Origin of the sequence: Arcicella aquatica, assembly GCF_034928825.1 — a bacterium.
Lineage (GTDB): Bacteria > Bacteroidota > Bacteroidia > Cytophagales > Spirosomataceae > Arcicella > Arcicella aquatica.
In genome coordinates, this window is record NZ_JAYFUL010000002.1 from 265,467 (window position 1) to 289,077 (window position 23,611).

Sequence of the window (23,611 nt, forward strand, 5' to 3'; positions counted from 1 at the left end):
TATTGAGTACTTAATTGCTTATAAACTATTGAATTTAAGGCTTTATTAGGTACTATTTATAAGGACTGAAAAAACCCAAAAAAGGTTGGTTTATATAAATTATTTTTTTGTTAATTTCTCATTTCATATAAGACCCAGCATCATACACTTTGGTCACACCTTCTATCGTAACTGTATAATTAAAGCCCGGTTGGATAGCATAAGCACCATATTCTCCTTTCTTATTTACTGCTAAATATCCAATCTGAAATTCTTTATAATTGTATCTTTTTACAATTCTCATGATGGCTTCTTCACATGCTTGCTGAGGTGTTCTTCCGTTTCTCATCAATTCTACAATCAAAAATGAACCTAGCGTTTTTAAAACAAATTCACCTAGTCCTGTAGCACATGCTCCACCTACTTCATCATCACAGAAAACAGCCGCACCAATGATGGGTGAATCTCCTACTCTACCATGCATTTTAAAAGCTAAACCACTCGTTGTACAAGCACCAGAAATTTCACCTTTGTTTCCTAAAGCCAACAATCCGATTGTATCATGACGCTCGATATTAATTTTAGGCTCATATTTTGAAGTTTTCTTCCACTCTATCCAAGCCTTTTTAGCATTTTCGGTCAAGAGGTTTTCTTTTTTAAATCCTTGAGAAAGTGCAAATTGTAAGGCACCTTCACCCGACAGCATTACGTGTGGCGTTTTTTCCATCACGGCTCTTGCTACGGAAATAGGATGCATGATATTTTGCAAAAAATTCACAGAGCCTGCATTTCCTTTTTCATCCATAATACAGGCATCTAAGGTAACGAAACCATCTCTGTCTGGGAATCCGCCATAACCTACAGATGTATCGTTTGGGTCAGCCTCAGGCACCCTTGCTCCTGCCTCAACGGCATCCAAAGCTTTGCCCGTTTTTTGTAATGACTCCCAAGCGGCATAATTAGCCTTTTCATTTTTCCAAGTTGATATTACCAACGGAAACGTAGCAAGGTTTGAATTATCAGACGCTTTCGCACTTACAGAAGCAAGTGCAGTTAATGCTGTTGTTTGTTTAATAAAGGTTCTGCGTTGCATGAAGAATTAAATTGTTGATTAATAGCAATTTCACAATTGCTTAGATTTTAAAATAAAAAGGATAAGTAAGGTTGCTATTGATAGCTACTCAATTTATCAAAAAATCTAAACATATAAAAACGATTACATTAATCTGTAATAAATCTTATGCTCATAGTGTTTTATCAAAAAAGCGTGCAGGCATTACTAAAATTGCTACTAAATCGCTCAATTCTTTGATTTATTGCGCTTTCAATCAAAAAAAGGTCATAAATAGCTCGTTATAAGATTTAAAATCTATGAAATATTTTGTACGGAAAAATATTTATTTATTTTCGTATAATAAATTCTACAATATCAACCCGCACTCGCCTAATGAAATTAACGCTTATTGTACTTTTTTGGGGATTTTTCTTCACAGTGGCTCAAACCCAAGTTATTTACTTCCATCAGAACTTCGAAACTGCAACTTCAAGCTCGCAGACACCTTTTGAAAATGAAACCACTCCGACGATAGGTCAGTTTAACTACCTAACTAATGTACTAATTAATGTTAGTGGCGAGAAGTATTTAAAATTTATAGGGAATAATTCCATTTGTAGGGCAACCAGAAGCACCGATTTTTCACCTACCCCTTCTACTTTATATGTTCAGTTTTCGGTTAGGGCAAGCAGTATTGGGGCAGAAAACCCCAATGCGGTGGAATTTTATTTTGGCGACGGTGCCAATTTTGATAATAGCACAGCTTCTCCTACCTCGCCAGTAATGAGCATTAAATTTGGTGTAAATACCCCTTCAAGTCTTATTATTCAAGGTGCACCTCAATTAGCGAATTCATTTATTCCTGTCACCCTTTTTATTAACAATAGTAACGGAACGATGAGCTATAATGATGGTACAAGAAGCGGACTTGTTAATGTCAAAAAGTATGATTTGTATGCTGGTTCTACATTAATCAGCAACGACCAGCCCCTTGATAACCTTAATGGGAATTTGACAAAATTCAAAATTCTGACAAAAAACATTACGGGTTCTCCGACATTAGACTTTGATAATTTTATCATTAAAAATGACTTTATAAAATTATCCACTGCCCTTACCTCTTTCAAAGCACAGTCGGTAGAGACCCATAAAGTAGCATTGAGTTGGGAAACTGCTACAGAAATCAATAGTGATTATTTTGTATTGGAAAGAAGTAGAGATAGTATTAATTATATTCAAATCAGTAAAATAAAAGCTGCGGGAGAATCCTCAAATAAAACAACGTATCAATTTGTTGATGAAACACCATGGTTCGGAACAAATTACTATCGTTTAAAGCTAATCGAGACAGATAAAAAAGAACAGGTTTTCATTCCTCAATCAATAGTTATTTCTGATGCTAATGTCCCGTTTGGTGTATTTCCTAATCCAGTTATTACACCTGAATTCTATGTCAAAGTAGAAAATGCAGAGGATTCGGAACTGAGTCTTTTTGATTTCAACGGCAGAAATATTGCCTTTGAAAAGAACACTATTACAGATACTATCTTGAAAGTTATTCCTTCTGAAGGATTGAACTTGGGTATGTATGTACTAAAAGTGAAAAATGCTGGTAGTGTGAAAGAACATAAAGTTATTGTTTTTAAGTAAGGCTGTATTACTAAGTTTAAGCGTAAAAAATAACGTTGTCATCGTATAGAGGTTTAGGGAGGCTAAAAATCATAAGTAAATTTACTTATTCTGTCTAAAAACTTTTAAAAATAGAAAATCATTGTCATCAAAAACGGTAAAATATGTTATATTTGATTACACGACCGCCAATATAATCACTTTAAAACATTACGACGATGGCATTACAATACTTATCCGATACCTATGGGAAACCAACAGCAGTAGTTATACCGATAAATGTTTGGGAAGTAATTACAGACAAATACCAAGACTTAAAAAAGCTTGATGGCATTTTTGCTCAACATAAGGAAATCGAACCTCTTGACAATATTGAGAAAAGCTTTAAAGAAATGCAGCGAGTAAAAAAAGGGAAATTACTGAAAAATACTTTTGTTGACTCTTTTCAAAAATAGAAACCTCATCATTACAAAAAAGAAGAAGCCACAACTTAATTGCTGTGGCTTCTTCTTTTTCTAAACTTCTTGTACTACTGGTTTCCCAAAGTATTTCTGTCTGATTCGTTCGTTGATGTAATACATACAAGGAACGATAACAAGGGTAAGAATCGTAGAGAACGTAAGTCCGTAGATAATCGTCCATGCTAAGATATTCCAGAAAGCAGCACTATCAGACCCTGTATGAATATGTGGATTTAGTTCTGTAAACATTGCCACAAAGTCGATACTCAAACCAATAGCCAAAGGTACTAAACCTAATACTGCGGCAGCGGCTGTTAAGATTACAGGCGTCAAACGTGTACTCCCTGCTTCAACGATGGCCTTCTTCAATGGATAACCCCTGTGTACTAACTCATCGGTAAATTCTATCAATAGAATACCATTTTTTACCACAATACCCGCCAAGGCGATAATACCTACACCTGACATGATAACAGAGAATGTTTGACCAAATGCCATAAAGCCCAACAATACCCCAATAAACGAAAGCAAGATGGTAACAAAAATGATAATTGGTTTCGAGATAGAATTAAACTGCATTACCAGTACCAAGAAAATCAATAATACTGCCGAAACAAGTGCTCCTGCTAAAAACGACCCTGTTTCTTTTTGGTCTTCTTGTTCTCCACCCATGCGAAGTGTATAACCACTCGGTACATCCATATCATCAATCAACGTCTGAATCTCTGCAACGATTTCATTAGCATTGTATCCTTGTACTACATTTGAACTCAAGGTTACTAAACGCTCTTGATTCTTACGGTTAATCTGACTGAAAGAGGTAGAATAAGAAATACTAGCAATCGAATTCAATGGTACTTGGCGCAACACTCCACCCATTACCATATCTCTATAAGTAATATTCAAACTCAATAATTTTTCAATCTGATTTCTATCTTCCGATTTAACCCTTAATTGAATTGGGTATTCATCCTTATCATCTCTGAATTTAGATATTTCAGTCCCAAACAAGGCAGTACGAACAGCCATCGCTACTTGTGCTGATGAAATACCCTCACGTTGAGCTTTCTCTTTATCCACATCAATGATAATTTCAGGCTTGTTAGTAATTAAATCTGATTTTAGTTCTTCAATACCTTTAATGCCCGACTTGTCAATAGCACTTAGTACTCTTTTTTCAAGTTTCGCCAACTCTTTAAAGTCATCCCCAGCTATTTCAATTGCAATAGGCGCACCTGTTGGTGGTCCATTGTTTTCTCTATCTACCGAAATAATTGAACCCGGTAATGGTAATGCCTTAATCTCTTTACGAACTTTATCTAAAATCACTTCCGAAGAAATACCTCCACGGTTAACTTTACTCACAAAGGCTACCGTTACTTTAGATTTTTGTGGCGTCGGTGCTCTATCTGGGTTGGTTGGGTCACCAGCGTTTTTACCAACGTTTGAAATCACCGAGTTAACCATTCCTTCAGCATTTTCTTTTTTCAATACCTCAAATACCTTCTTTTCAATTACTTTCGTTACTGAATCCGTTACGCGGGCATCAGTACCTACAGGCATATTGTTGTAGATATAGATATAGTCAGGGTCGCCACTTGGGAAGAAGATAACTTTTGGCTGAACAATTCCCATCAATACAAAAGTAACTACCAACAAAACAACCATTCCTATTACTGCAAATACTGGACGATAGCCTGTAATTACCCAAGAGATTAATTTTTGATAATTATTCTTAAAGGCAGGTAACGATTTTTCTTGAAAAGGAATGATGATTTTAGGCGTAAGGATAAAATGGTTGAACACATACAATGCAAGAATCAACACAAAGAAATTACCTAAGCCAAAATTCACAATATAACCTAGCAACGCACAGACAGCTAATATAATAGCAGGTTTCTTTAAAGATTGTACACTTGTATCTACATGCTCGTTTTCATCATGACGTTTCATGAATGAAACGGCAAAAACTGGGTTCATTACATAAGCTACAATCAACGAAGCAATCAACGTACAGATTAAAGTAATTGGTAAGAACTTCATGAATTCACCCACAATACCTGGCCAGAAAAGCAACGGTACGAAAGGCATAATCGTAGTAGTAGTTCCTGATAATACAGGAATAAATACTTCCGAAGCTGCCAATTTTACGGCATCAACAATTGATATATGACGATAGCGGTTGAAAATACGGTGTGAGTTTTCAATAACCACGATGGCATCATCCACTACAATCCCCAGCCCGAGCAAGAAAGCAAAAAGTACGATTGTATTCAGGGTAAAGCCCATGAAATACAAAGGAATGAATGCTAACAAGGCCGACAAAGGAACTGATAAACCTACGAAGATAGCATCACGAACCCCCATGAAGAACATCAATACTAATACTACGAAGATAAACCCTAGGATTACGGTATTTACCAAGTCGTTGATATCTCCTTTTGTTCTTTCAGATGAATCGGCAGTGATTTTAATTTCTAAACCTTGTGGTAAACGATTCTCTTTAGCTTTTGCGATAATTTCCTCAATTTTCTCTGAGGCAGCAATCAAGTTAGCACCACCACGTTTGATGACGTTCAAGGTAACTACTTTCTTGTTATTCAAACGAGCAAAATCTTGCTGTTCTTCACTGCTATCAATTACTTCGGCAACATCTCCTAAACGAACCATTGCCCCTAAAGATGAACGAAGACGAATATTCTGGATTTGATCCATCGATTTAAACTCGCCTTTTACTCTTAGCGTTCTACGAACACCTTCAACACTTAGCTCACCTCCAGAAATGTTTACGTTTTCACCCTGAATAGCCATTTGGACATCACTAAAAGTAAGTCCAGCTGCTTGTGCTTTGTACAAATCAAGGTTGATTTGTATTTCACGTGTTAATGCACCTACAATATCTACACGGGTAATTTCTGGTAAACCTTCAATCTCATCTTGTAAATCTTCTGCGAAATCTTTCAATTTAGCCAACGGGAAGTTCCCAGCTAAGTTGATGTTCATAATCGGGAATTCCGAAAAGTTAACATCCTGCACAACAGGTTTCTTGGTTAAATCTTTTGGTAATTCTACGATATCAACTTTATCTTTTACTTTTCTTAAAGCATCATCTACTTTCACGTCAGGATTAAATTCAACTAAAATAATCGAGAAATCTTGTAGTGAGTTCGACTTTACTTTCTTTACCCCAGCAATCGTTTTGATTTGCTTTTCGATTGGCTTGGTAATGGTATTTTCAATATCCCCTGGCGTTGTTCCTGCATAAATAGTTTGTACATATATTTGCGGTACTTTAATATCAGGGAATTGTTCTTTCGGTAAAATATTATAAATAACAATACCGACAATGAATAGCACAACGGTGAAAAGGTACACCGTTTTCTGATTGGTTGCTAACCAACCAATCATGTTATATATGGCCCCCGAACCATGTTTCTCGTTGGTGAGGGCTTCGTTTTCTTCTTGCTCTTTCATGATAAAATGTTGAGTGATAGTAATGCGTAAATGCGAAGAAGGCTATTGATTAAAATGCCACTGGTGTTCCATCTACTAATTCTTGATACCCTTGAGTAATTACTAAGTCACCCGTAGTAAGTCCTTCTAAAATTTCAACATTACCATTATAAGAAATACCTGTTTTAACGACTTTGCTACGAGCTACTTTCTTACCATTTTCGGTAACAGCTACGTAAACAATATCCCCTAATTCTGTTTTCTGGATAATATTTTGATTAACCACTAATGAATTAGATTTTGTCAAATCGTTGATATTAACAATAGCAACTTGGTTTGGTTTTAAAGCTCCACCCAAATTCGGGATATTGGCTTCAATACCAAACGTTCTTGAAACTGGGTCAACTACAGCATTTACTACTGAAATTTTTGCGTTCAACTCTTTGTTAATATCTGGAAATTTCACTGTCATTGTAGCACCTTGTTTTACAGAGCCTACATAAGTATCAGCAATTTTAGCCGTGATTTTCAAGTCGCCAACGTTTACAATCTGAGCAATCGGTACACCCGGAGAACCCATTTCACCTGTTTTCTGACGAACGATTTCTACTGTTCCAGAAATTGGAGCATATACCTTAGTCATTGCCAACTGCGTTTCCATTGTTACGATACGTCTCTCCAAAGATTCTTTGTTCGCTTTCGCTTGAAGATATTGTACTTCTGTACCAATCTGTTGATCCCAAAGTGTTTTTTGCTTATTGTATAGCGTAACTGCTAAATCTAACTGGTTTTTGATTTCAGCTAAACTTTCTTTCAACACATTGTTGTCGATAGTAGCTACCAACTGTCCTTTTTTCACAGCCTGACCCTCAATGATAAAAATACCAGTGATAGCACCTGCCATTTGTGGCGTTACCTGAACAATGTTTTTAGAAGTAACTACGCCTTGTGCTTCAACAAAATGTTTGAAATTTTCAGCCTGAATCGGCATTACAGCAACTGTAATTACTTTTGCTTCTGCTTTATCTTCACCAGCGCCTAGTTCTTTTTCTAATGCCTTAATTTTGGTATCAAGCTCTTTTTGCTCTGTTTTCAACTTAGCCAATTCAGCTTTTTTATCTGGTTTACTACAAGATGCCATGAACAATGAACTTGTTAGTATACTCCCCACCAATAATAATTGAAGCCCTGTGAGCTTAGAGGTATTTGGTTTGTTTAATAAATATTTCATGTTGATATGATGGTAAATGTCTTTTTATAATCTAAATTATTTATTGTTCTTATTTGAATCTATTCAGTATAAAGTCTTCCCAATGCTTTGTCTAAATCAACTTTTGCAACCAAGGCATTATAGAATGTAGTAAAATAATTGGTCTGTGCTTCTTTATAAGCGATTTCAGCATTGACCACTTCTAAGTTTGACCCAACCCCTTGTTGATATTTTATTTTAGTAACTCTCACTACTTCTTTGGCCAATTCCATATTAGCTTTCTGTTCTTCTAATGTTTCATAAGCATTCTTTAACGTAATATGGCTTTGTGTAACTTGAAGGTCGATTGTGTTTTCTAATAATTCAAAACTGTTTTTTACTTTTTGTAAACTGTTTTGTGATTGAACAATTTTGTATTTCTTCTGGAAGCCATCAAAAATTGGTATCTGTATCGATAAACCAAGTGTTGCGGCATTGAACCAAGGCTTGGTAACTAAGTCTGAAAACTTAGGGCGACCAGCCGAATAATTGTAACCACCTGTCAGCATTACTCTTGGTAAATAACCCACCTTCTGGTTTTTCACGTCTAATTCAGCCAAACGATTTTGTGTCTCAAGGATAGAATATTCAATACGATTACCATATTTAATATCCTGCGGTGTTTCTGGCAATACCTCTGAAATTTTTACGTCGGCCAATTTATCCGTTAAAGTAATGTTTTCAGCAATCTTCTTTCCCATTTGAAATTTCAACAGATGGTAACTTAAATCCTGCAAACGTTGTACATTTTTGGCTTCTATTTTCAAGTTATTCATCTGAACTTCAAGGCGTTGCACATCTATTTTTTCTACAAATCCTTGTACATTCAATGCTTTAGTATCGCGCAACAATGAATCTAAACGACCGATGTTTAAATCAAGTAATTTGATTCTCTCTTCGTTTACCAAGATACTGTAATATGCTTTTGTCACATTCTCAGCGGTTTGTTGCTTCGTTTGTACAAGTGTTTTTTTAGATAGCTCTTTGTATACATCTGCTGCCTTAAGCCCTAGTAAGTAAGAACCATCAAATAAAATCTGGTTCAGGTTAATACCAGCCTGACCGCTATTGGCAACACCGAATTCAGCAGCTATTACATCTCCTTCTTTAGCAGTAGGGTCGAATGTTTTAGCAGGGATAAATACTTTCTGAATAATCAGGTTGTTAGTATACCCAATATTTCCACTTACTTGTGGCAAACCAATACCTTTCAATTCACTTACTCTTGCTTCAGCAGTTAAAATATCAATTTGAGCATTTTTGATAGAGGTATGATTCTTGACAGCATAATCTACCGCTTCGCGGAGAGAGTAGCTTTGCTGTGCTTTTACGAATTGTGAAGTAATTAAAATGCTAAATAAGAGCAAATTACCTCTTAGAAGTTTTCTCATTTGAAGTTTGCTTTTGTTGGTATTCATTATAAATTTTGGTTCCTTTCTCGGTTAAAACACCTCGGATAAAATGGTCTAGGAGTTCTAATTGTACTTCTACTATGGTAAATTTGCTAATTGAAAAACTACTAGGGTCGAAACCCATTTCAATTTGTTCAAGACGCATTCTGGCAAGAATATCTATTTTAATTTCTGCTCTGAACAAGCCTTGTTCTATGCCTTCAATTAAATCTCTTTTGATACTTTCTAGGATGAATTTTTCCTTATGTTCTTGAAAGATATTCCATGACCTAGGATGGTACTTTTTAATATCAAATAATGTTGATGGATTTACCTCGGCAAAGGCTTGCTTAATGACCTCCATTGATTTTACCATTCTATCGATGACATTCTTTGATGAATTGTGTAGTTCTTCCCATTCACATTTATCTTCCTTCATTTCTCTTTGAAATAACTGAAACACAATATCGTCTTTGTCTTCAAAATGCAGATAAATCGTTTTTTTAGAGATTCCTAATTCGTTGGCAATATCATCCATAGTCACAGATTTTACTCCGTAACGAAAAAACAATTCTTTCGCCTTAATGATGATTCTTTCTTTGATTTCCAATGTGATGTAATAATTTGGTAAGGAAACTTTAGAAACATTAAAAGTTTCTTATGCAAAGCTATGGAAACTTTCAACTGGCTCAAAGTTTTTTATGATTTTTTTTAGAAAAGGTAAAACACGGGGATAAGCGGTTGAAGCTATTGGCAGGTATTAAATATTTAATATGTGCAGGTTATGTTAAATAATTGTAAAGCAAACTAGTTTTAGTAAACTTGTCGTATTTGCATTTTTTTTATATCCTTGCTTATCGTGTTTATTTTTTTGGCGATGTAAAATGCTTTCTTATCAAATATTTATATCAAAAAATATACCATTTTTTCATAAAATTCTGTTTTTTTCAGGTGTTATGACTACAAAAAAGGTCGTCAGAAAATAGATGATTCTTGACGACCTTTTGTTATTATGGTAAATTAATGACACAATAAAGCTAATAATGGTTGGAATTATCTTCCAAAATCATCTTGTAATCTCACAATATCTTCCTCGTCGGATGGATTTTCAGGGTCAGTATGTTGCCAGATTTCAGCTACTATTCCCCAACCACCTAAACCAATTAAACGGTGGCGTTCGCCTGTATCCATCTGAATAAAACTTCCTGATTCTAATACCTTCACTTCATCTGACTCTTCGTCAGTATCACTAATCTTTACACCTACCGTAGTGCCTGCAATTACTTTCCAGATTTCAGCACGACGGAAATGATATTGCCATGACAAACGTTTTTCAGGAGCTACAACTAAAATCTTTGGTGATAATTTATTGGTAATCTGAATTTCAGACATTTCCAAATGTGGAAAATATTTAGCTGCAAAAGCTGGTGCTTGAGTTTCGTCGATAACAAAAAAACCTCCCCAAGGACGAGTTTGGTCTTGTTTAACTACAGTAAAGTTATCTTCCGCCAAAGCAGCTGCAATTTGTTCAAAGATAGATGCCTTATCAGCATCTTGAGAAAGGGTAAGATTCATAAGGTTTGACAGTTTTTGAATTACAAAGTTAAGAGTTTTGCATAATTTCCCTTTGATAGGCAAAAACTATTTAGCAATTATAGTTCTATCTTTGCCATGTCTTCCCATCAAATAAAACTATAAAATTATTAAATGGTATTTTCCTTATGAACGGATTATTGATTATCATGGCTGATGCCAATACTTATGATGGAAACCTTTCACCTATTGCCATTGACAGAGTATTGGGTGCATCAAAATTCTTAAAAAATAATCCTGAATTTTATGTTTTATGTACTGGTGGCTTTGGTAGTCATTTCAACACTTCTGAATACCCACATGCCCAACATCTACAGAATTTTTTATTAGAAGAGGGAATTGCTCACGACAGGTTTATTGAATTCTCCTTAGGTGAAACTGCTATTGAAGACATTCAGCTATGTCATAGAATCATTAATCGCTATGAACCCGATATGGTAGCTGTGATTACTTCCGATTATCAAGTAGAAAGAATCCGTTTTACTTTTCAAAAATATTCTGATTATCAGTTCTTTTTTTTCCTTGAAGTAAAATCAAATTTATACGAAGAAGAAATGGAAAGACTTGTCAGGCTTGAACAACAAGCACTCAATCGACTAAGGTTTTTGCCATAAAACACCAACATGAGTCATCCCGAATTTTTCCTAAATTGTTCGTTTTGGAGGCAATTTGAGAGGTTTTCTACTTAATTATCGTCTAGTCCTTACTTTTCTTTCCTTGATGAAAGAAAAGTAACCGCGCGGCGGACCGCAAAAGAAAATCAAGAATTCCTAATCGCATCGGCGAACCGACTCGCTCCGCTCAAACAGTAGGAATTCGTTGCCCATCAATCATAAAAAAGCGGTCAAAATTAGTTTTTTGACCGCTTTCTTGTGATTTTAAAATTCGGGATGACTCATGTTGATATTGATATATTAATAAATGTTACTTCAAAGCATATTTTGCTTTACCTTCATCCAAAAATTTCACAAAGTTTTCAATTTTTGAATCAAATGCTTTTGGTGGAGCCAAAGTACCTTTGTCTTCGTTCGGATTTACCAAGCAATAATAGGGTTGGGCATTGCCGTTGAATCTTACAATCTGGAAATCTAGGTTTTGGTCACCCATTGACGTTTTTTCTTGTCCATCGTCTTTAGAGATGTACCATTTTTCTTTAGGTAATTCAGTTTTATCATCTACATACAAAGCTACTACAACATAGTCCTCTTTCAGTCTTTTCAACACCGCTGGGTTTGACCAAACATTTTCTTCCATTTTCCTACAGTTTACACAACCGTGCCCTGTAAAATCTATAAAGATGGGTTTGTTTACTTTTTTGGCATAGGCTACTGCTTCTTCATAATCAAAAAAGCCTTGTAAGCCATGTGGTAAAGTAAGGAATTCGCCATACTTTGGTTTAGGGAAATTAGCATCCCCTTCAGTTTTCACGGAAGTACCCGACGATACAAAATCTTGTGTAGTAAGCGGAGGCAACCAACCTGCTAATGCTTTTAGTGGTGCTCCAAACATTCCAGGGATCATATACACAACAAAAGCAAAAACCAAAATAGACATCAACATTTTTGGCACGCTTACTTTATCCGTTTGCGAATCATGCGGTAACTGTATTTTACCCAATAAATAGAAACCAATTAATGAGAAGATAACTATCCATAAAGCCAGATATACCTCTCTATCTAAAATACCCCAGTGATATACTTGGTCGGCAGTACTTAAGAATTTAAGGGCTAATGCTAACTCTAAAAAGCCTAAAATTACTTTTACAGAATTCATCCAGCCACCCGACTTTGGCAGGTTTTTTAGCCATTGTGGGAAAATAGCAAACAATGTAAATGGAATAGCAAAGGCTAAAGAAAAGCCCAACATTCCAATAATAGGTTTGATGATTTCACCTTGGGCAGAAGCAATTAAAATAGAACCAGCAACAGGGCCAGTACAAGAGAATGAAACCAATACCAATGTGAATGCCATAAAGAACACCCCTATCAGGCCTCCTCTATCAGACTGAGCATCAATTTTGTTAACAAAATTTGAAGGTAAAACGATTTCGAACCAACCGAGGAATGAAATGCCAAAAAATACAAAAATGACAAAGAATAACAAATTAGGAGCCCAGTGAGTACTCAACCAGTTAGCAAAACCCGGCCCTGCCAATGCGGCAATCAATGTGCCAAATAATACATAGATAGCTACAATCGAAAAGCCATATAAGAATGCTAATTTTCTTCCCCCTTTTTGTTTGGTGAAAAAACTTACCGTCATCGGAATTAGTGGATACACACATGGTGTCAACAAAGCCAAAAGTCCCGCGCCAAAAGCTACCCAAAAGAAAGCAAATAATGATTCCTGTTCTGCTGGTAATGTTGGTGTTTCAGATGCTACAGAACTATTGCTTTTTTCAGCGACTAATGTATCTGCTTGGATTACTGAATCTGTCTTAACCACCGCCGAGTCTTTAACAACAGGCGTTAAAGTAGTACTTTCTGTAGCTGTTTTTACAACTTTTTCTTCGATGGAACTATCGTTTTTTTTTTCTGCGCCTGTTAAAGAAAAATTGCCTTTTACAGGAACACACAATCCGCTAACATCTGAACAAGATTGGCTATCATAAGAGCCTTCAATGAAGAATTTTGCCTTTAATATCTTGATACTTTGGCGAAAAGTAGCTTTATGTTTAAAGTAGGTATATTCGCCATTCCAGATTTCTTTATCGAATTTCTTAGATGGATTGATAGCTTTTAGACCTCCTACGGCCTCATAACTATCATTTTCTTTTAATTTAATCGTAGTAACTGTTGGGCCTAAATCTTCACTAAAATCAGAAGAATACAAATACCAGTCATCCAGAATATCTACCGAAAAAATGATGTCAACCGTTTCGCCAACTGCTGGAGTTGCTTTTGATAAAGTCCAAGACCATTTTGCAGGGTTAACTTTTTGTGCAGTAGTGGCTACTGAGAAAGCGAGTAATATAAATAAACTAAAAAATAACTTTTTCATCTGTTGATGGATTGTATAATATGCTTAATTTTCTAAACAGTAAATTGTGGTTGTAGGTTCTGATATTATAAAGCTGTTTAAACTTTCCCTTTCGGGTTAAACTAAGTCTTTTAGAATAGCTTGTTCCAAAATTTACTCAACGTAGCGATGCTATGCTTCCCAAATTTTGAAAAAATCAATTCTAAAATACAATACTTTCACCTCAGAAACGGAAAGTTTAAACAGCTTCTATTAGTAAATACAACTTGAGATAACATTTTATTGCTTTCATATACAAATTTAAATCAAATCAGGCTAAATAAATGTCTGATTGCCGACTTCATTTATTTTTTTGAATGAAAACAAAAAAGGCTAAATTTTCTCAAATTTAACCTTTTAAATAATTGTCTTTATTGAACTAGTTCATTTTCTTCAAATTCTCTTTGAATATCTTCGTGAATTTTTCTAGTTTCGGCTTTATCACTACTTGGCAATAAGGATTATGACCATTCAATTCATAATAATCTTGGTGATAATCTTCAGCAGGATAAAACACTGAAAATGGAGTAATTTCTGTAACAATCGGATTCGGGAAAACGTGTTCAGCATTTAGTTTAGCTTTCCAAGCCTCCGCAGTTTTTTTCTGGGCTTCGTTATGATAAAAAACGGCAGAACGATATTGTGGTCCTTCATCAGCTCCCTGACGGTTTAAGGTAGTAGGGTCGTGGGTTTTCCAGAAAATTTCTAAAATTTTATCAAACGATATTTTCTTAGGGTCAAAAGTTAATTGTACTACTTCAGCATGCCCCGTAAGACCCGTACAAACTTCTTTATAAGATGGGTTTTTCACCTTTCCTCCAGAATAACCTGATTCTACTTTTACAACACCTTCTACTTGTTGAAAAATAGCTTCTACACACCAAAAGCATCCCGCTCCAAACGTAACTACTTCTGTTCCCTCAAGATTGACTTTTTCATTGTTCATTTTATTCGTATTTTTCTGATTATCAGAACTTTTAGCACAAGAAATATTCACTAACAATGTAAATATTCCAAGAAGTATGATATTAATTTTTGTTCTCATTGTTGATAACGTTTAAAACTTGATGTAAGTTTGTATTTTTTATGAAAGTATTTCTTACAACGATTATATCCCTGTAAGATTACATACGTAAAAATAATATCCAAAGATAGTACCAATTAAAAAATTAGATTGTCTGATGAACGACATACTTACAAAATCAGAACCACAAAAAACATCAAAAAGTTACTTTAAAGTTGTTCAACAACGCTGGAAAGATGCTATCCAGACAGATGGCTTTATTATTAAATTACTAACAGCAGTTGGTATTGCTTTTTTGGCTGCCCCAAAATTTCCTTCTTATTTTATTAATATTCAAAAACGTGATGGTGCTTACCTTTCTGATGTCGTATTAAACCATATACCAGCGCTTGATGTTTCAACGCCAATTTTTGCTATTATCTATGGGATGCTTGTATTCCTACTTTGTAGGGTAATTGTTAAGCCAAAATTATTTTTACTTTTCTGCTTAACGTTTGTGATTGAAACAGTATTGAGGATGTCTTGTATTTATTTTTTTCCTTTAAATCCTCCTATTGGTTTAGTCCCTTTGCATGATACTTTTGCCGAGTTATTAATCTATGGAGATACAGAACCTATCACAAAAGATTTATTTTTTTCTGGTCATACAGCAACGATGGTCATGATTTGGTTGTTTCTTGAAAAACGCTGGGAAAAAGCATTAGCAACTATTTCATGCATCGTATTAGCCATATTGTTACTTGTTCAACACGTTCATTACACTGCTGATGTTATCGGTGCATTTTTCTTTACTGCACTTTCTTATGTGATTGCACGTTATATCAATAAACAAAAATGGCCCGTTACCTGTGCTATATTATTATTATTTTTCACTGCACTAGAAACGTTTTTTTGGCTCAGCAGTAAAATAATTTAAGTCCAAAAATCATAAACTCTTGTATTTTAAGGGGATGATAGAAAATATATTAATTAAACCCTTAATTTTGCAAGTCAAAAATTGAAAGTCGTTAAAAAACTATTGAGCGTTTTTAAGTTTGCAACTAAATATTTGTAAATTAACAGAGGTAAATTGTAAATTTTCTAATGAAAAATTTACAATTTGATTACATTCAATTAATTTGCATTGTTTTACAGAAAAAGAAGATTGATTTTCTTATTCCTAGACTAAGTAAACATAGTTCTGCCCAACTATGTTTATGAAACGATTGTAAAGATCGTTAAACTTTATTTTGTACAATTTTTTACAAAACTGATTTGGTTTCACAAATTAGTTTTGTATCAGGAACTTTCTATCAAATATAGTTCTTGCAAACCACTTTAATTCAGGGTAAAAATATGGTAAAGTTTGAGTACAAAACCTTCCAATTAGGGGAGAAACTAACACAAGAGCAGAAAGATTATTTCCGCAAGTATGGTGTAATTCAATTTAAAAATTTCATTAATGCTGAAACCATACAAAAGTGTATCAGCGAATTAAATAAAATTGAAAAGCAATGGTTGGCTGATGGCGTTGAGAAAATCAACGGTATTCCGTTGAAGTTTGGTAAAGACGAACACGGCAATAAAATGATTCAAAGAATGTGCTTTACCAATAAGTACAGTACTTTCCTAGGTGAATTCTTGAAAGATCCTCGCTTACAAGTATTGGTTGAGTTATTGGCTCCTTATGATGGCCGTATTAGCGACAACGAAAAGGATGGTCTTGTCTTTAATCATTATGTAAATGCGCTAAACAGTAAATTCACACAAATGGGATGGCATACAGACAGCCCTCGTGATTTATTTTTAGGGCAAAAAATCCTTCCTATGTTGAACGTAGGAGTACACTTAGATAATTGTCCAAGTTCTAATGGAGGTTTAAGAGTATTGCCAGGTACACAAAACCAAAGTGTTTTGAAACTTTTGTTTGGTAAAAAATATTTTATTGACCATACCCCTGATACAAAGGAAGTTGGTTTTGAGATTGAAGCAGGCGATTTAACTGTACACGATGGTCGTTTATGGCATAGAGTTGAGGTTTCACCTAATGTTGGTGAGAAGTCTCGTCGTAGAGTAATGTATGTACCTATCATCACTGGTAAATACATGCCTAAAAACGAAAACAGCAAAACGCCATTTTATCACCGTTTTGCAAAAGTTGTTCAGAAATAAGCATTTAAAATATCAACAAAAAAGCCTGCAAAAATATTTTTTGCAGGCTTTTTTGTTGATATAACTCCACAATCTATTTAGCAAACTTAGCTTTTACAAAAGCAAAAACCATTGGAAAAACAGAAAAGGCTACGATACCTAATACTACTTTTTCTAAATTATGTTTTACCCATTCATTAGTTCCTAAAAAATAACCCAATAAAGTAATAGCCGTTACCCACAAAACAGCACCTAGTATACAAAATGTTATATAAGTACTGTATTTCATACTGCCAGCACCTGCTACAAATGGTGCTACTGTACGGACTATTGGTACAAAACGAGCCATGATAACAGTTTGTCCACCATGTTTGGCATAAAACTCTTCTGTTTTGGTAATGTGTTCACGCTTTAAAAATAGAATCTTATCTTTAGATTTTACGTATTCGCTAAAGTACTTTCCAACGAAATAGTTTAAGTTATCTCCTAAAAGGGCTGCCCCAATTAATAATGGAATAACAAAACTAATTTCAATTTTTCCCGTAGACGATGCTAGAAAACCAACTGCAAATAGCAAGGAATCTCCCGGCAATAATGGCATAACAACAAAACCTGTTTCTACGAAAATAATCAAGAAAAGTAATGCATAAGTAAGAGCTCCATATTCGCTGATAAAATCAGAAAGTATAGGAGTTGGATTTTTAAGAAACTCTAAAATAAAGTTGATAATTTCCATTTGTTCGTTGGGTTTGTTTAGTAAGTATTATACATTAAAAATCAGTTATGAGAAAAGGCACTTCTTGCATTCGCCTTCACTAATAACTGATTCTTTCTGTTTGTTGATGTTGAGTGGTTACTTATCCAAAAAATGAGTAAATGTATCACCTCTTAATCCTAGACGAATGGTCTCTAAAGAAATCACTTCGTGTGGAGCAATATTGCCAACGTTTACATTAGCCCCTACCAACTTCACGAACCATACTTGTTGAGATTTTTGCGGAGCTTCCCAAATGATTTTCTCTTCTGGAATCTCTGTAAGAATTTCTTCTACCAATCCTTGACGAACTTCACCAGACGCACGGAACAAACCAACGTTTCCTCCTTCGCGTGCTTCGCCAATTACTTTCCAAGCACCTGCTTCTAGCTCAGCTTTCATCAATTTAATCCACTTGTATGGAGGAATGATTTTAGCTTCGTCTTTAGAACCTACTTCAGAAAGTACAGTTACTTGTTGGGCTAAAGTTCTGATATATTCGCATTTATCATCTTGTTCCATTTCTAAAGAACCATCAGAAACTTCAGCATACTCCATTCCAAATTGATCTAAAATACGACGGTACTCATCAAATTGTTTACGAATAATAAAAGCTTCAAATAAAGTCCCTCCAAAATATACAGGAATCCCTGCTGATTTGTAAACGGCTAATTTTTCTTTCAAGTTTGGGGTTACAAACGATGTAGCCCATCCTAACTTTACAATGTCAGTATAAGCAGCACTCGTTTCCAAAAAATCCTCTATCTGTCTGATACTTAGACCTTTGTCCATCACCATTGTGTATCCTTTTTGGCGTGGTTTAGTAGTTCTCTCAGGAATTTGAGTAAGTGGATAATTCATATTTTGTTATCGGTTATCAGTTGTCACCTGTCGTTTTTCGGGTATTGATTTCCAAATTTTTACTTAAAAAAAAGCACATTATTTAATCAATACAAGAACGTGAACTGCAAAATTAAATATATCCTTGCTATCCAGCAAATTAGAATGTTCATATATTGTGTTAATTCAATACAAGACACACATAACACTCTATAAAACAATCACTTAACTTTTTTTGAAAAATAATTTTTCTTAGATTTATAAAAATTTAACAAAAAGGTGTTCTTTTTATAAACAGTGTTCATTATTTTTGTACCAAATGATTTTAAACTTCTAAAAATATGAAAAATACAATTAGTACGATTATTATGTTTCTGTTAATAATCAATCTTGGCAAGGCACAGTCTATTAGTAAAGATGCTATTTTAGGAGAATGGCTTTCTGAAGAAAAAGACGGGAAGGTGTTAATTTTTAAACAAGGAGAAAAATATTTTGGAAAAGTAATTTGGGGAAAGTCTTCTGGAAAAAAAGATGAGAAGAATCCAGACCCTTCGCTAAGAAACAGAGATATTATTGGTTCTACTATTTTAAAAGACTTTAGTTTCAAAGGAAAATCATGGGAAGACGGAAACGTATATGACCCTAATAATGGCAAGAGCTACTCTTGCACGATGAAGCTAAAGAGTAATGACGCATTAGAAATCAGGGGTTATGTTGGTATTTCTTTATTAGGAAGGTCAACTGTATGGACAAGAGTTAAATGATGTTTGTGGGAATTGTATCCACATTTTAAAATTGAACATTCAAAATATGGGTATTATTGAGAGAAAAGAAAGAGAAAGGCAAGAAGTTCGGTCATTGATTTTAGAAGCTGCACAACAGGCCTTTATAGAAGATGGCTACGAGAAGGCTTCTATCCGTGCCATTGCCGACCGTGTGGAGTATAGTCCAGCAACAATATATCTTTATTTTAAAGACAAAAATGAGATTTTCTTTGCTGTTCATGAATTAGGTTTTGAAAAATTAATACTGGAAATGTCTGATGCGATTGAGGGCATAAAGAATCCCCTTGAAAAACTTCGTCAGCAAGGATATGCTTATATGAAGTTTGCTTTGGAAAACCCAGCCATGTATGATTTGATGTTTATCCAGAATGCACCTATGGAAGCCATTTTTGACAATGAAGAATGGGCCTGTGGTCATAGATGTTTTGAACTTATCTGCACTATTGTACAAGAGTGTATTGATAATAAGTTAATCAAGATTTCTGGATTAGAATTAGCAACTATGTCGATTTGGTCGTTTATGCACGGTTTAGTTTCACTTAAAATAAGGAATAGATTTAAAATGTTCCCACAAGAACACATTCAACAATTAATGTCTGCTTCAGTGGAACAGATGATAGAACTTATTCAACATGACTAATCCATCGCTTGATTTTTTCACTAACCTCGTCGGCAAACCCTTAGCCGAAAATAGTCCTTCGCCTGTTTCAAAATGGCTAGATGGCATTCTGGTTGGCCTTGAACATGGCTCTATTACCGTAGAATACACCATTCGCAAAGATATGTGTAACCCTGCGCATATTCTTCACGGTGGCGTAGCAGCCACGATGATGGATGACATTATCGGGATGACAATCTTTAGTATGGGACATACGGCTTTCTATAGTACAGTCAATCTTTCAATTGATTACCTATTTTCTGCTAAAATTGGAGAAAAGGTTACTGCAAAATCCAAAATAATCAGAGTAGGCAAAAAAATAGCCCACGCCGAAGGCGAAATCAGGAACGAACAAGGGACGATTATTGCAAAATGTACGACTAATCTGGTATCTACCAGTAACGAAATAAAGTCCTTATAATTTATTCATCTAAAAAGCACTATTCCATCATTTCAGATTAAGTGCTTTTTATTTTGCTTAACAACTAAACACTGTTTATATTTTAAATAACGTTTATGAAAACCCTAAAAATTTACGCAAACCCTTTTATAGCAATCAAGCTTGCCAATAATAAAGTGGTTTTACTATTGCTTGTAAGTATTAGCTTCTTGATAGATGCGAAGGCTCAATCTGATATTTTAAACCAATATGTACAAGAAGGTTTAAAAAATAGCCAGATTATCAAACAGCAACAATTCTCTTTACAAAAAGCTGTATATGCCCTTGAGGAAGCGAAGGCACTCTTTAAACCTAATGTTAGTTTCAACACTACTGTTTCGGCAGCACAAGGCGGACGTAAAATCGAAATTCCAGTAGGTGATTTAGTAAACCCTGTTTACACAACCTTAAATGCACTGACCAATTCAAATAAGTTTCCACAAATCTCTAATTCCTCTGAGCAACTAGTCCCTAAAGATTTTTACGATTTGCGTTTCAAAACCACTATGCCCATTTTGAATGCTGAGATTAGGTATAATCAAGCTATCAAACAAGAGCAAATAACGGTACAGCAAACCGAAATTCAGGTATATAAACGTGAATTAGTACGCGACATCAAAGCAGCCTATTTTAATTATTTAAAAGCTACCGAAGCCGTTAAGGTGTATGAAAATGCGTTGAAAATTCTTCAAGAAAGCGAACGGGTAAATGAAAGCTTGATTAAAAATGGTTCGGCTAATCCAACCGTTCTGGTACGTACCCGTAATGAAATCGCTAAAATTGATGCTGAAATTAGCAATGCCAAAGGCAATCAATTAAATGCGGCTGCTTATTTTAATTTTTTATTGAATAAGGATTTTAATGCCAACATTCAAATTGAAAACCTCAATACATCTCTACTTGACTTGAACCTTGAAGATGGACATCGAGAGGAATTAGATAAGATTCAGGCAGGAATCAATATCAACAAACAGTTGGTAGGGTTGAGTCAATCTTACAAAAAACTAAAAGTGGGAGCTTCCTTAGATGTAGGTTCACAAGGACGTTTTGCACAAATAGCTAGTGCTGATAAAAACTTCTTTAGTCCAAATGCCTTTGTATTGGTTGGTGTTTCGTTCGACTTACCTGTCTATTCATTTGGTAGAAATCAGTTAAAAGTAAAACAGTCGGAAATGGATTTGGCAGCTTTAGATACACAAGCACAACAGGTAAAAAACCAATTGGCTCTCCAGACCGAAATGGCACAAAATTCATTGAGTTCCTCTAAAAAGGTATTTGAATCTAAGGCTTCGCAAATATCAACTGCTGAAAGATATTACCGCGATATGCTTCGCAGATACAAAGAAGGCAACCTAAGCTTTATAGAATTGCTTGATGCACAAACACAAATCACCACAGCACAATTACAACAGTCTATTTCTCTTTATGATGTTTGGCTAAAATGGACTGACCTAGAAAGAGCCAAAGCTAGTTACGAAATCAAATAACCCCCTACTAAGAAATCATGTTTAACACGATAAAAAGCATTTTCAGAAACGTTACTGAAAAAAATAATATCATCGCTCGCCCAAAAACGGCAAAAGCTGGCAAGAAGTCATTTTATGATTTAACAATCAAGAACCTGACAGGTAAAACAACAATCAACTTTGCTGATTTTAAAGGCAAAAAAGTATTGATTATCAACACGGCTTCTAAATGTGGATACACGCCACAATATGAAGACTGGCAAAAATTTCATGAAAAATTTGGAGATAAAGTAGTTGTTATCGGTATGCCCGCCAATAATTTTCTAGCACAGGAATCTGGCAGTGCCTCTCAGATTGAAGAATTCTGCCAAGTAAACTATGGCGTTTCATTCACGATTACCGAAAAGGTAAGTGTTTCTGGCAAAGACAAACATCCTATTTATCAGTGGCTTTCAGATGAAAACAAAAATGGCTGGAACAATATAGAACCAAGCTGGAATTTCTGTAAATACCTAATCAACGAAAAAGGGGAATTAACCCATTTTTTCGGCTCTGCCATTAAGCCCGAAAATCCTTCTTTCAAAAAAGCATTAGCATGCTAAATCAATTTTTCAGAATAAATATTCAAAGGATATGAAAAAAATTATCACTTATTCTATTGGCTTTTTCTTACTGTTTTCGATACTGGTAAGTTGTGGCAAAAAAGCAGCAGAAAAAAAATCTTTGGCAGACGAAGATGTAATCGCTGTAAAATTGGCGGAGGTTGTCCAAGGTAATTCAAATGAAGTCATCAAAGCCTCTGGATTAATAGCTTCGTTGCAAGAGGCTCGTTTATCGTTCAAAACAGGAGGAATCATCGCCAAAATTTATGTAAAGGAAGGTCAAAATGTTTCGAAAGGACAACTATTAGCCTCGTTAAACCTTACTGAAATCAATGCCCAAGTACAACAGGCTTCTGAAAGTGTACAAAAAGCCGAACGTGATTTAAGAAGAGTGACAAACCTTTATAAAGATTCTGTCGCTACCCTTGAACAAGTTCAAAACCTAACCACGGCTTTGAGCGTAGCCAAACAAACCTTTGAAATTGCGAATTACAATCAGGGATTTTCTAAAATCTATGCTACTTCAACAGGTGTTATTGTAAAAAAGCTCATGAATGAAGGCGAATTAGCTGGTCCAGGCACTCCTGTATTTTTTATGAATGCAACCAGTGCTAACGACTGGGTCCTGAAAGTGGGTGTTGCTGATAAAGACTGGACACGCCTTCATTTAGGGGATAAAGCTACTATTCAATTAGATGCTTTTGCGGATACTCCATTTACGGCTACTGTCTCTAATCTATCACAAGGAGCAGACCAAAGCTCAGGGTTATATCAGGCAGAATTAAAGTTAAATACGCAAGGTAAAAAAATAGCTACGGGGCTATTCGGTAATGCCATCATTACGCCAAATGCTATCCATCAAAATACCTTTGTGCCCATTGATGCCGTTATTGAAGGTAATGGAAATGATGCTTTTGTGTATACAGTTGAAAACGGAAAAGCACACAAAGTGGCAATTAAAATACTTTCTATCAATAGTGATAAAGTATTTATCCAGCCTCCATCTATACCTATCACACAAGTAATCACTGGCGGGTCTGCGTATTTAGTAGAAGGAAGCAAGGTTAAAATCATTCAATAAAAAGA

21 protein-coding genes are annotated in these 23,611 nt (G+C 35.0%); 11 read left to right on the forward strand and 10 right to left on the reverse strand.

Annotation, left to right across the window (positions count from 1 at the left end; all coding sequences use genetic code 11):
* Positions 1-118 precede the first annotated feature (118 nt).
* The gene (locus VB264_RS03070) at positions 119-1,072 is read right to left on the reverse strand and encodes a N(4)-(beta-N-acetylglucosaminyl)-L-asparaginase (protein WP_309920918.1); all 954 of its coding nucleotides are present in this window, start codon (positions 1,070-1,072) and stop codon (positions 119-121) included.
* Between the two features lie 354 nt (positions 1,073-1,426).
* Here VB264_RS03070 and VB264_RS03075 point away from each other — a divergent pair, with 354 nt between their 5' ends.
* On the forward strand, positions 1,427-2,683 hold the full coding sequence (locus VB264_RS03075; RefSeq protein WP_323246655.1) for a T9SS type A sorting domain-containing protein: 1,257 nt from the start codon (positions 1,427-1,429) through the stop codon (positions 2,681-2,683).
* 197 nt (positions 2,684-2,880) lie between these two features.
* Positions 2,881-3,117 carry a hypothetical protein gene (locus VB264_RS03080; protein WP_323246656.1) on the forward strand — a complete coding sequence of 79 codons (237 nt, stop codon included), beginning with the start codon at positions 2,881-2,883 and terminating at the stop codon, positions 3,115-3,117.
* A 60-nt stretch (positions 3,118-3,177) separates the two neighbouring features.
* Here the strand turns inward: VB264_RS03080 and VB264_RS03085 are convergent, their stop codons facing one another.
* The 5 genes from VB264_RS03085 to VB264_RS03105 all read right to left on the reverse strand — a co-directional run bounded on the left by VB264_RS03085 (position 3,178) and on the right by VB264_RS03105 (position 10,791).
* Complete coding sequence (locus VB264_RS03085; protein WP_323246705.1) at positions 3,178-6,531, reverse strand: efflux RND transporter permease subunit; 3,354 nt, start codon at positions 6,529-6,531, stop codon at positions 3,178-3,180.
* Between the two features lie 115 nt (positions 6,532-6,646).
* Complete coding sequence (locus tag VB264_RS03090; protein WP_323246657.1) at positions 6,647-7,807, reverse strand: efflux RND transporter periplasmic adaptor subunit; 1,161 nt, start codon at positions 7,805-7,807, stop codon at positions 6,647-6,649.
* A gap of 59 nt (positions 7,808-7,866) precedes the next feature.
* Complete coding sequence (locus VB264_RS03095; protein WP_323246658.1) at positions 7,867-9,216, reverse strand: TolC family protein; 1,350 nt, start codon at positions 9,214-9,216, stop codon at positions 7,867-7,869.
* Positions 9,194-9,826: a TetR/AcrR family transcriptional regulator gene (locus tag VB264_RS03100; protein WP_323246659.1), complete on the reverse strand. Its 633-nt coding sequence runs from the start codon at positions 9,824-9,826 to the stop codon at positions 9,194-9,196. Before VB264_RS03100 ends, VB264_RS03095 begins: the two co-directional genes overlap by 23 nt.
* 443 nt (positions 9,827-10,269) lie before the next feature.
* Positions 10,270-10,791, reverse strand: coding sequence for a cupin domain-containing protein (locus VB264_RS03105; RefSeq protein WP_323246660.1), 522 nt, complete (start codon positions 10,789-10,791; stop codon positions 10,270-10,272).
* Positions 10,792-10,937: 146 nt separating this feature from the next.
* On the opposite strand from VB264_RS03105, the gene VB264_RS03110 reads away from it, so the two are divergent.
* A complete protein-coding gene (locus VB264_RS03110; RefSeq protein ID WP_323246662.1) occupies positions 10,938-11,423 on the forward strand; it encodes a YdcF family protein in 486 nt (161 codons plus the stop codon).
* Between the two features lie 310 nt (positions 11,424-11,733).
* Here the strand turns inward: VB264_RS03110 and VB264_RS03115 are convergent, their stop codons facing one another.
* Both VB264_RS03115 and msrA read right to left on the reverse strand, forming a co-directional pair.
* A complete protein-coding gene (locus tag VB264_RS03115) occupies positions 11,734-13,809 on the reverse strand; it encodes a protein-disulfide reductase DsbD family protein (protein WP_323246664.1) in 2,076 nt (691 codons plus the stop codon).
* 397 nt (positions 13,810-14,206) lie between these two features.
* Entirely contained in the window at positions 14,207-14,872 is a 666-nt protein-coding gene (gene msrA / locus VB264_RS03120) for a peptide-methionine (S)-S-oxide reductase MsrA (protein WP_323246666.1), read from the reverse strand.
* Positions 14,873-15,008: 136 nt separating this feature from the next.
* Here msrA and VB264_RS03125 point away from each other — a divergent pair, with 136 nt between their 5' ends.
* Positions 15,009-15,767 (forward strand): phosphatase PAP2-related protein, encoded by a 759-nt coding sequence (locus VB264_RS03125; RefSeq protein WP_323246667.1) that lies wholly within the window; start codon positions 15,009-15,011, stop codon positions 15,765-15,767.
* Positions 15,768-16,186: 419 nt separating this feature from the next.
* Positions 16,187-17,002 carry a phytanoyl-CoA dioxygenase family protein gene (locus tag VB264_RS03130; protein WP_323246669.1) on the forward strand — a complete coding sequence of 272 codons (816 nt, stop codon included), beginning with the start codon at positions 16,187-16,189 and terminating at the stop codon, positions 17,000-17,002.
* Between the two features lie 73 nt (positions 17,003-17,075).
* On the opposite strand, the gene VB264_RS03135 is transcribed toward VB264_RS03130, so the two are convergent.
* Both VB264_RS03135 and VB264_RS03140 read right to left on the reverse strand, forming a co-directional pair.
* On the reverse strand, positions 17,076-17,717 hold the full coding sequence (locus VB264_RS03135) for a VTT domain-containing protein (protein WP_309920954.1): 642 nt from the start codon (positions 17,715-17,717) through the stop codon (positions 17,076-17,078).
* 117 nt (positions 17,718-17,834) lie between these two features.
* A complete protein-coding gene (locus VB264_RS03140) occupies positions 17,835-18,596 on the reverse strand; it encodes a phosphosulfolactate synthase (RefSeq protein ID WP_323246672.1) in 762 nt (253 codons plus the stop codon).
* 320 nt (positions 18,597-18,916) lie between these two features.
* Here VB264_RS03140 and VB264_RS03145 point away from each other — a divergent pair, with 320 nt between their 5' ends.
* The 6 genes from VB264_RS03145 to VB264_RS03170 all read left to right on the forward strand — a co-directional run bounded on the left by VB264_RS03145 (position 18,917) and on the right by VB264_RS03170 (position 23,606).
* A complete protein-coding gene (locus VB264_RS03145; RefSeq protein WP_323246674.1) occupies positions 18,917-19,339 on the forward strand; it encodes a DUF2147 domain-containing protein in 423 nt (140 codons plus the stop codon).
* Positions 19,340-19,370: 31 nt separating this feature from the next.
* Entirely contained in the window at positions 19,371-20,000 is a 630-nt protein-coding gene (locus tag VB264_RS03150) for a TetR/AcrR family transcriptional regulator (RefSeq protein WP_323246676.1), read from the forward strand.
* Positions 19,993-20,439, forward strand: coding sequence for a PaaI family thioesterase (locus VB264_RS03155; protein WP_323246678.1), 447 nt, complete (start codon positions 19,993-19,995; stop codon positions 20,437-20,439). Before VB264_RS03150 ends, VB264_RS03155 begins: the two co-directional genes overlap by 8 nt.
* Positions 20,440-20,534: 95 nt before the next feature.
* Positions 20,535-21,944 carry a TolC family protein gene (locus VB264_RS03160; protein WP_323246680.1) on the forward strand — a complete coding sequence of 470 codons (1,410 nt, stop codon included), beginning with the start codon at positions 20,535-20,537 and terminating at the stop codon, positions 21,942-21,944.
* A gap of 17 nt (positions 21,945-21,961) precedes the next feature.
* Complete coding sequence (locus tag VB264_RS03165; protein WP_323246681.1) at positions 21,962-22,525, forward strand: glutathione peroxidase; 564 nt, start codon at positions 21,962-21,964, stop codon at positions 22,523-22,525.
* A 31-nt stretch (positions 22,526-22,556) separates the two neighbouring features.
* Complete coding sequence (locus tag VB264_RS03170) at positions 22,557-23,606, forward strand: efflux RND transporter periplasmic adaptor subunit (RefSeq protein WP_323246683.1); 1,050 nt, start codon at positions 22,557-22,559, stop codon at positions 23,604-23,606.
* The last annotated feature ends 5 nt before the right edge of the window (positions 23,607-23,611 follow it).

Coding starts and splice junctions, on each gene's coding strand:
- VB264_RS03145 (WP_323246674.1), top strand. CDS start 18,917: ATGAAAAATACAATTAGTACGATTATTATGTTTCTGTTAATAATCAAT.
- VB264_RS03085 (WP_323246705.1), bottom strand. CDS start 6,531: ATGATTGGTTGGTTAGCAACCAATCAGAAAACGGTGTACCTTTTCACC.
- VB264_RS03105 (WP_323246660.1), bottom strand. CDS start 10,791: ATGAATCTTACCCTTTCTCAAGATGCTGATAAGGCATCTATCTTTGAA.
- VB264_RS03125 (WP_323246667.1), top strand. CDS start 15,009: ATGAACGACATACTTACAAAATCAGAACCACAAAAAACATCAAAAAGT.
- VB264_RS03070 (WP_309920918.1), bottom strand. CDS start 1,072: ATGCAACGCAGAACCTTTATTAAACAAACAACAGCATTAACTGCACTT.
- msrA (WP_323246666.1), bottom strand. CDS start 14,872: ATGAGAACAAAAATTAATATCATACTTCTTGGAATATTTACATTGTTA.
- VB264_RS03080 (WP_323246656.1), top strand. CDS start 2,881: ATGGCATTACAATACTTATCCGATACCTATGGGAAACCAACAGCAGTA.
- VB264_RS03170 (WP_323246683.1), top strand. CDS start 22,557: ATGAAAAAAATTATCACTTATTCTATTGGCTTTTTCTTACTGTTTTCG.
- VB264_RS03115 (WP_323246664.1), bottom strand. CDS start 13,809: ATGAAAAAGTTATTTTTTAGTTTATTTATATTACTCGCTTTCTCAGTA.
- VB264_RS03135 (WP_309920954.1), bottom strand. CDS start 17,717: ATGGAAATTATCAACTTTATTTTAGAGTTTCTTAAAAATCCAACTCCT.
- VB264_RS03110 (WP_323246662.1), top strand. CDS start 10,938: ATGAACGGATTATTGATTATCATGGCTGATGCCAATACTTATGATGGA.
- VB264_RS03130 (WP_323246669.1), top strand. CDS start 16,187: ATGGTAAAGTTTGAGTACAAAACCTTCCAATTAGGGGAGAAACTAACA.
- VB264_RS03075 (WP_323246655.1), top strand. CDS start 1,427: ATGAAATTAACGCTTATTGTACTTTTTTGGGGATTTTTCTTCACAGTG.
- VB264_RS03090 (WP_323246657.1), bottom strand. CDS start 7,807: ATGAAATATTTATTAAACAAACCAAATACCTCTAAGCTCACAGGGCTT.
- VB264_RS03155 (WP_323246678.1), top strand. CDS start 19,993: ATGACTAATCCATCGCTTGATTTTTTCACTAACCTCGTCGGCAAACCC.
- VB264_RS03160 (WP_323246680.1), top strand. CDS start 20,535: ATGAAAACCCTAAAAATTTACGCAAACCCTTTTATAGCAATCAAGCTT.
- VB264_RS03095 (WP_323246658.1), bottom strand. CDS start 9,216: ATGAGAAAACTTCTAAGAGGTAATTTGCTCTTATTTAGCATTTTAATT.
- VB264_RS03140 (WP_323246672.1), bottom strand. CDS start 18,596: ATGAATTATCCACTTACTCAAATTCCTGAGAGAACTACTAAACCACGC.
- VB264_RS03165 (WP_323246681.1), top strand. CDS start 21,962: ATGTTTAACACGATAAAAAGCATTTTCAGAAACGTTACTGAAAAAAAT.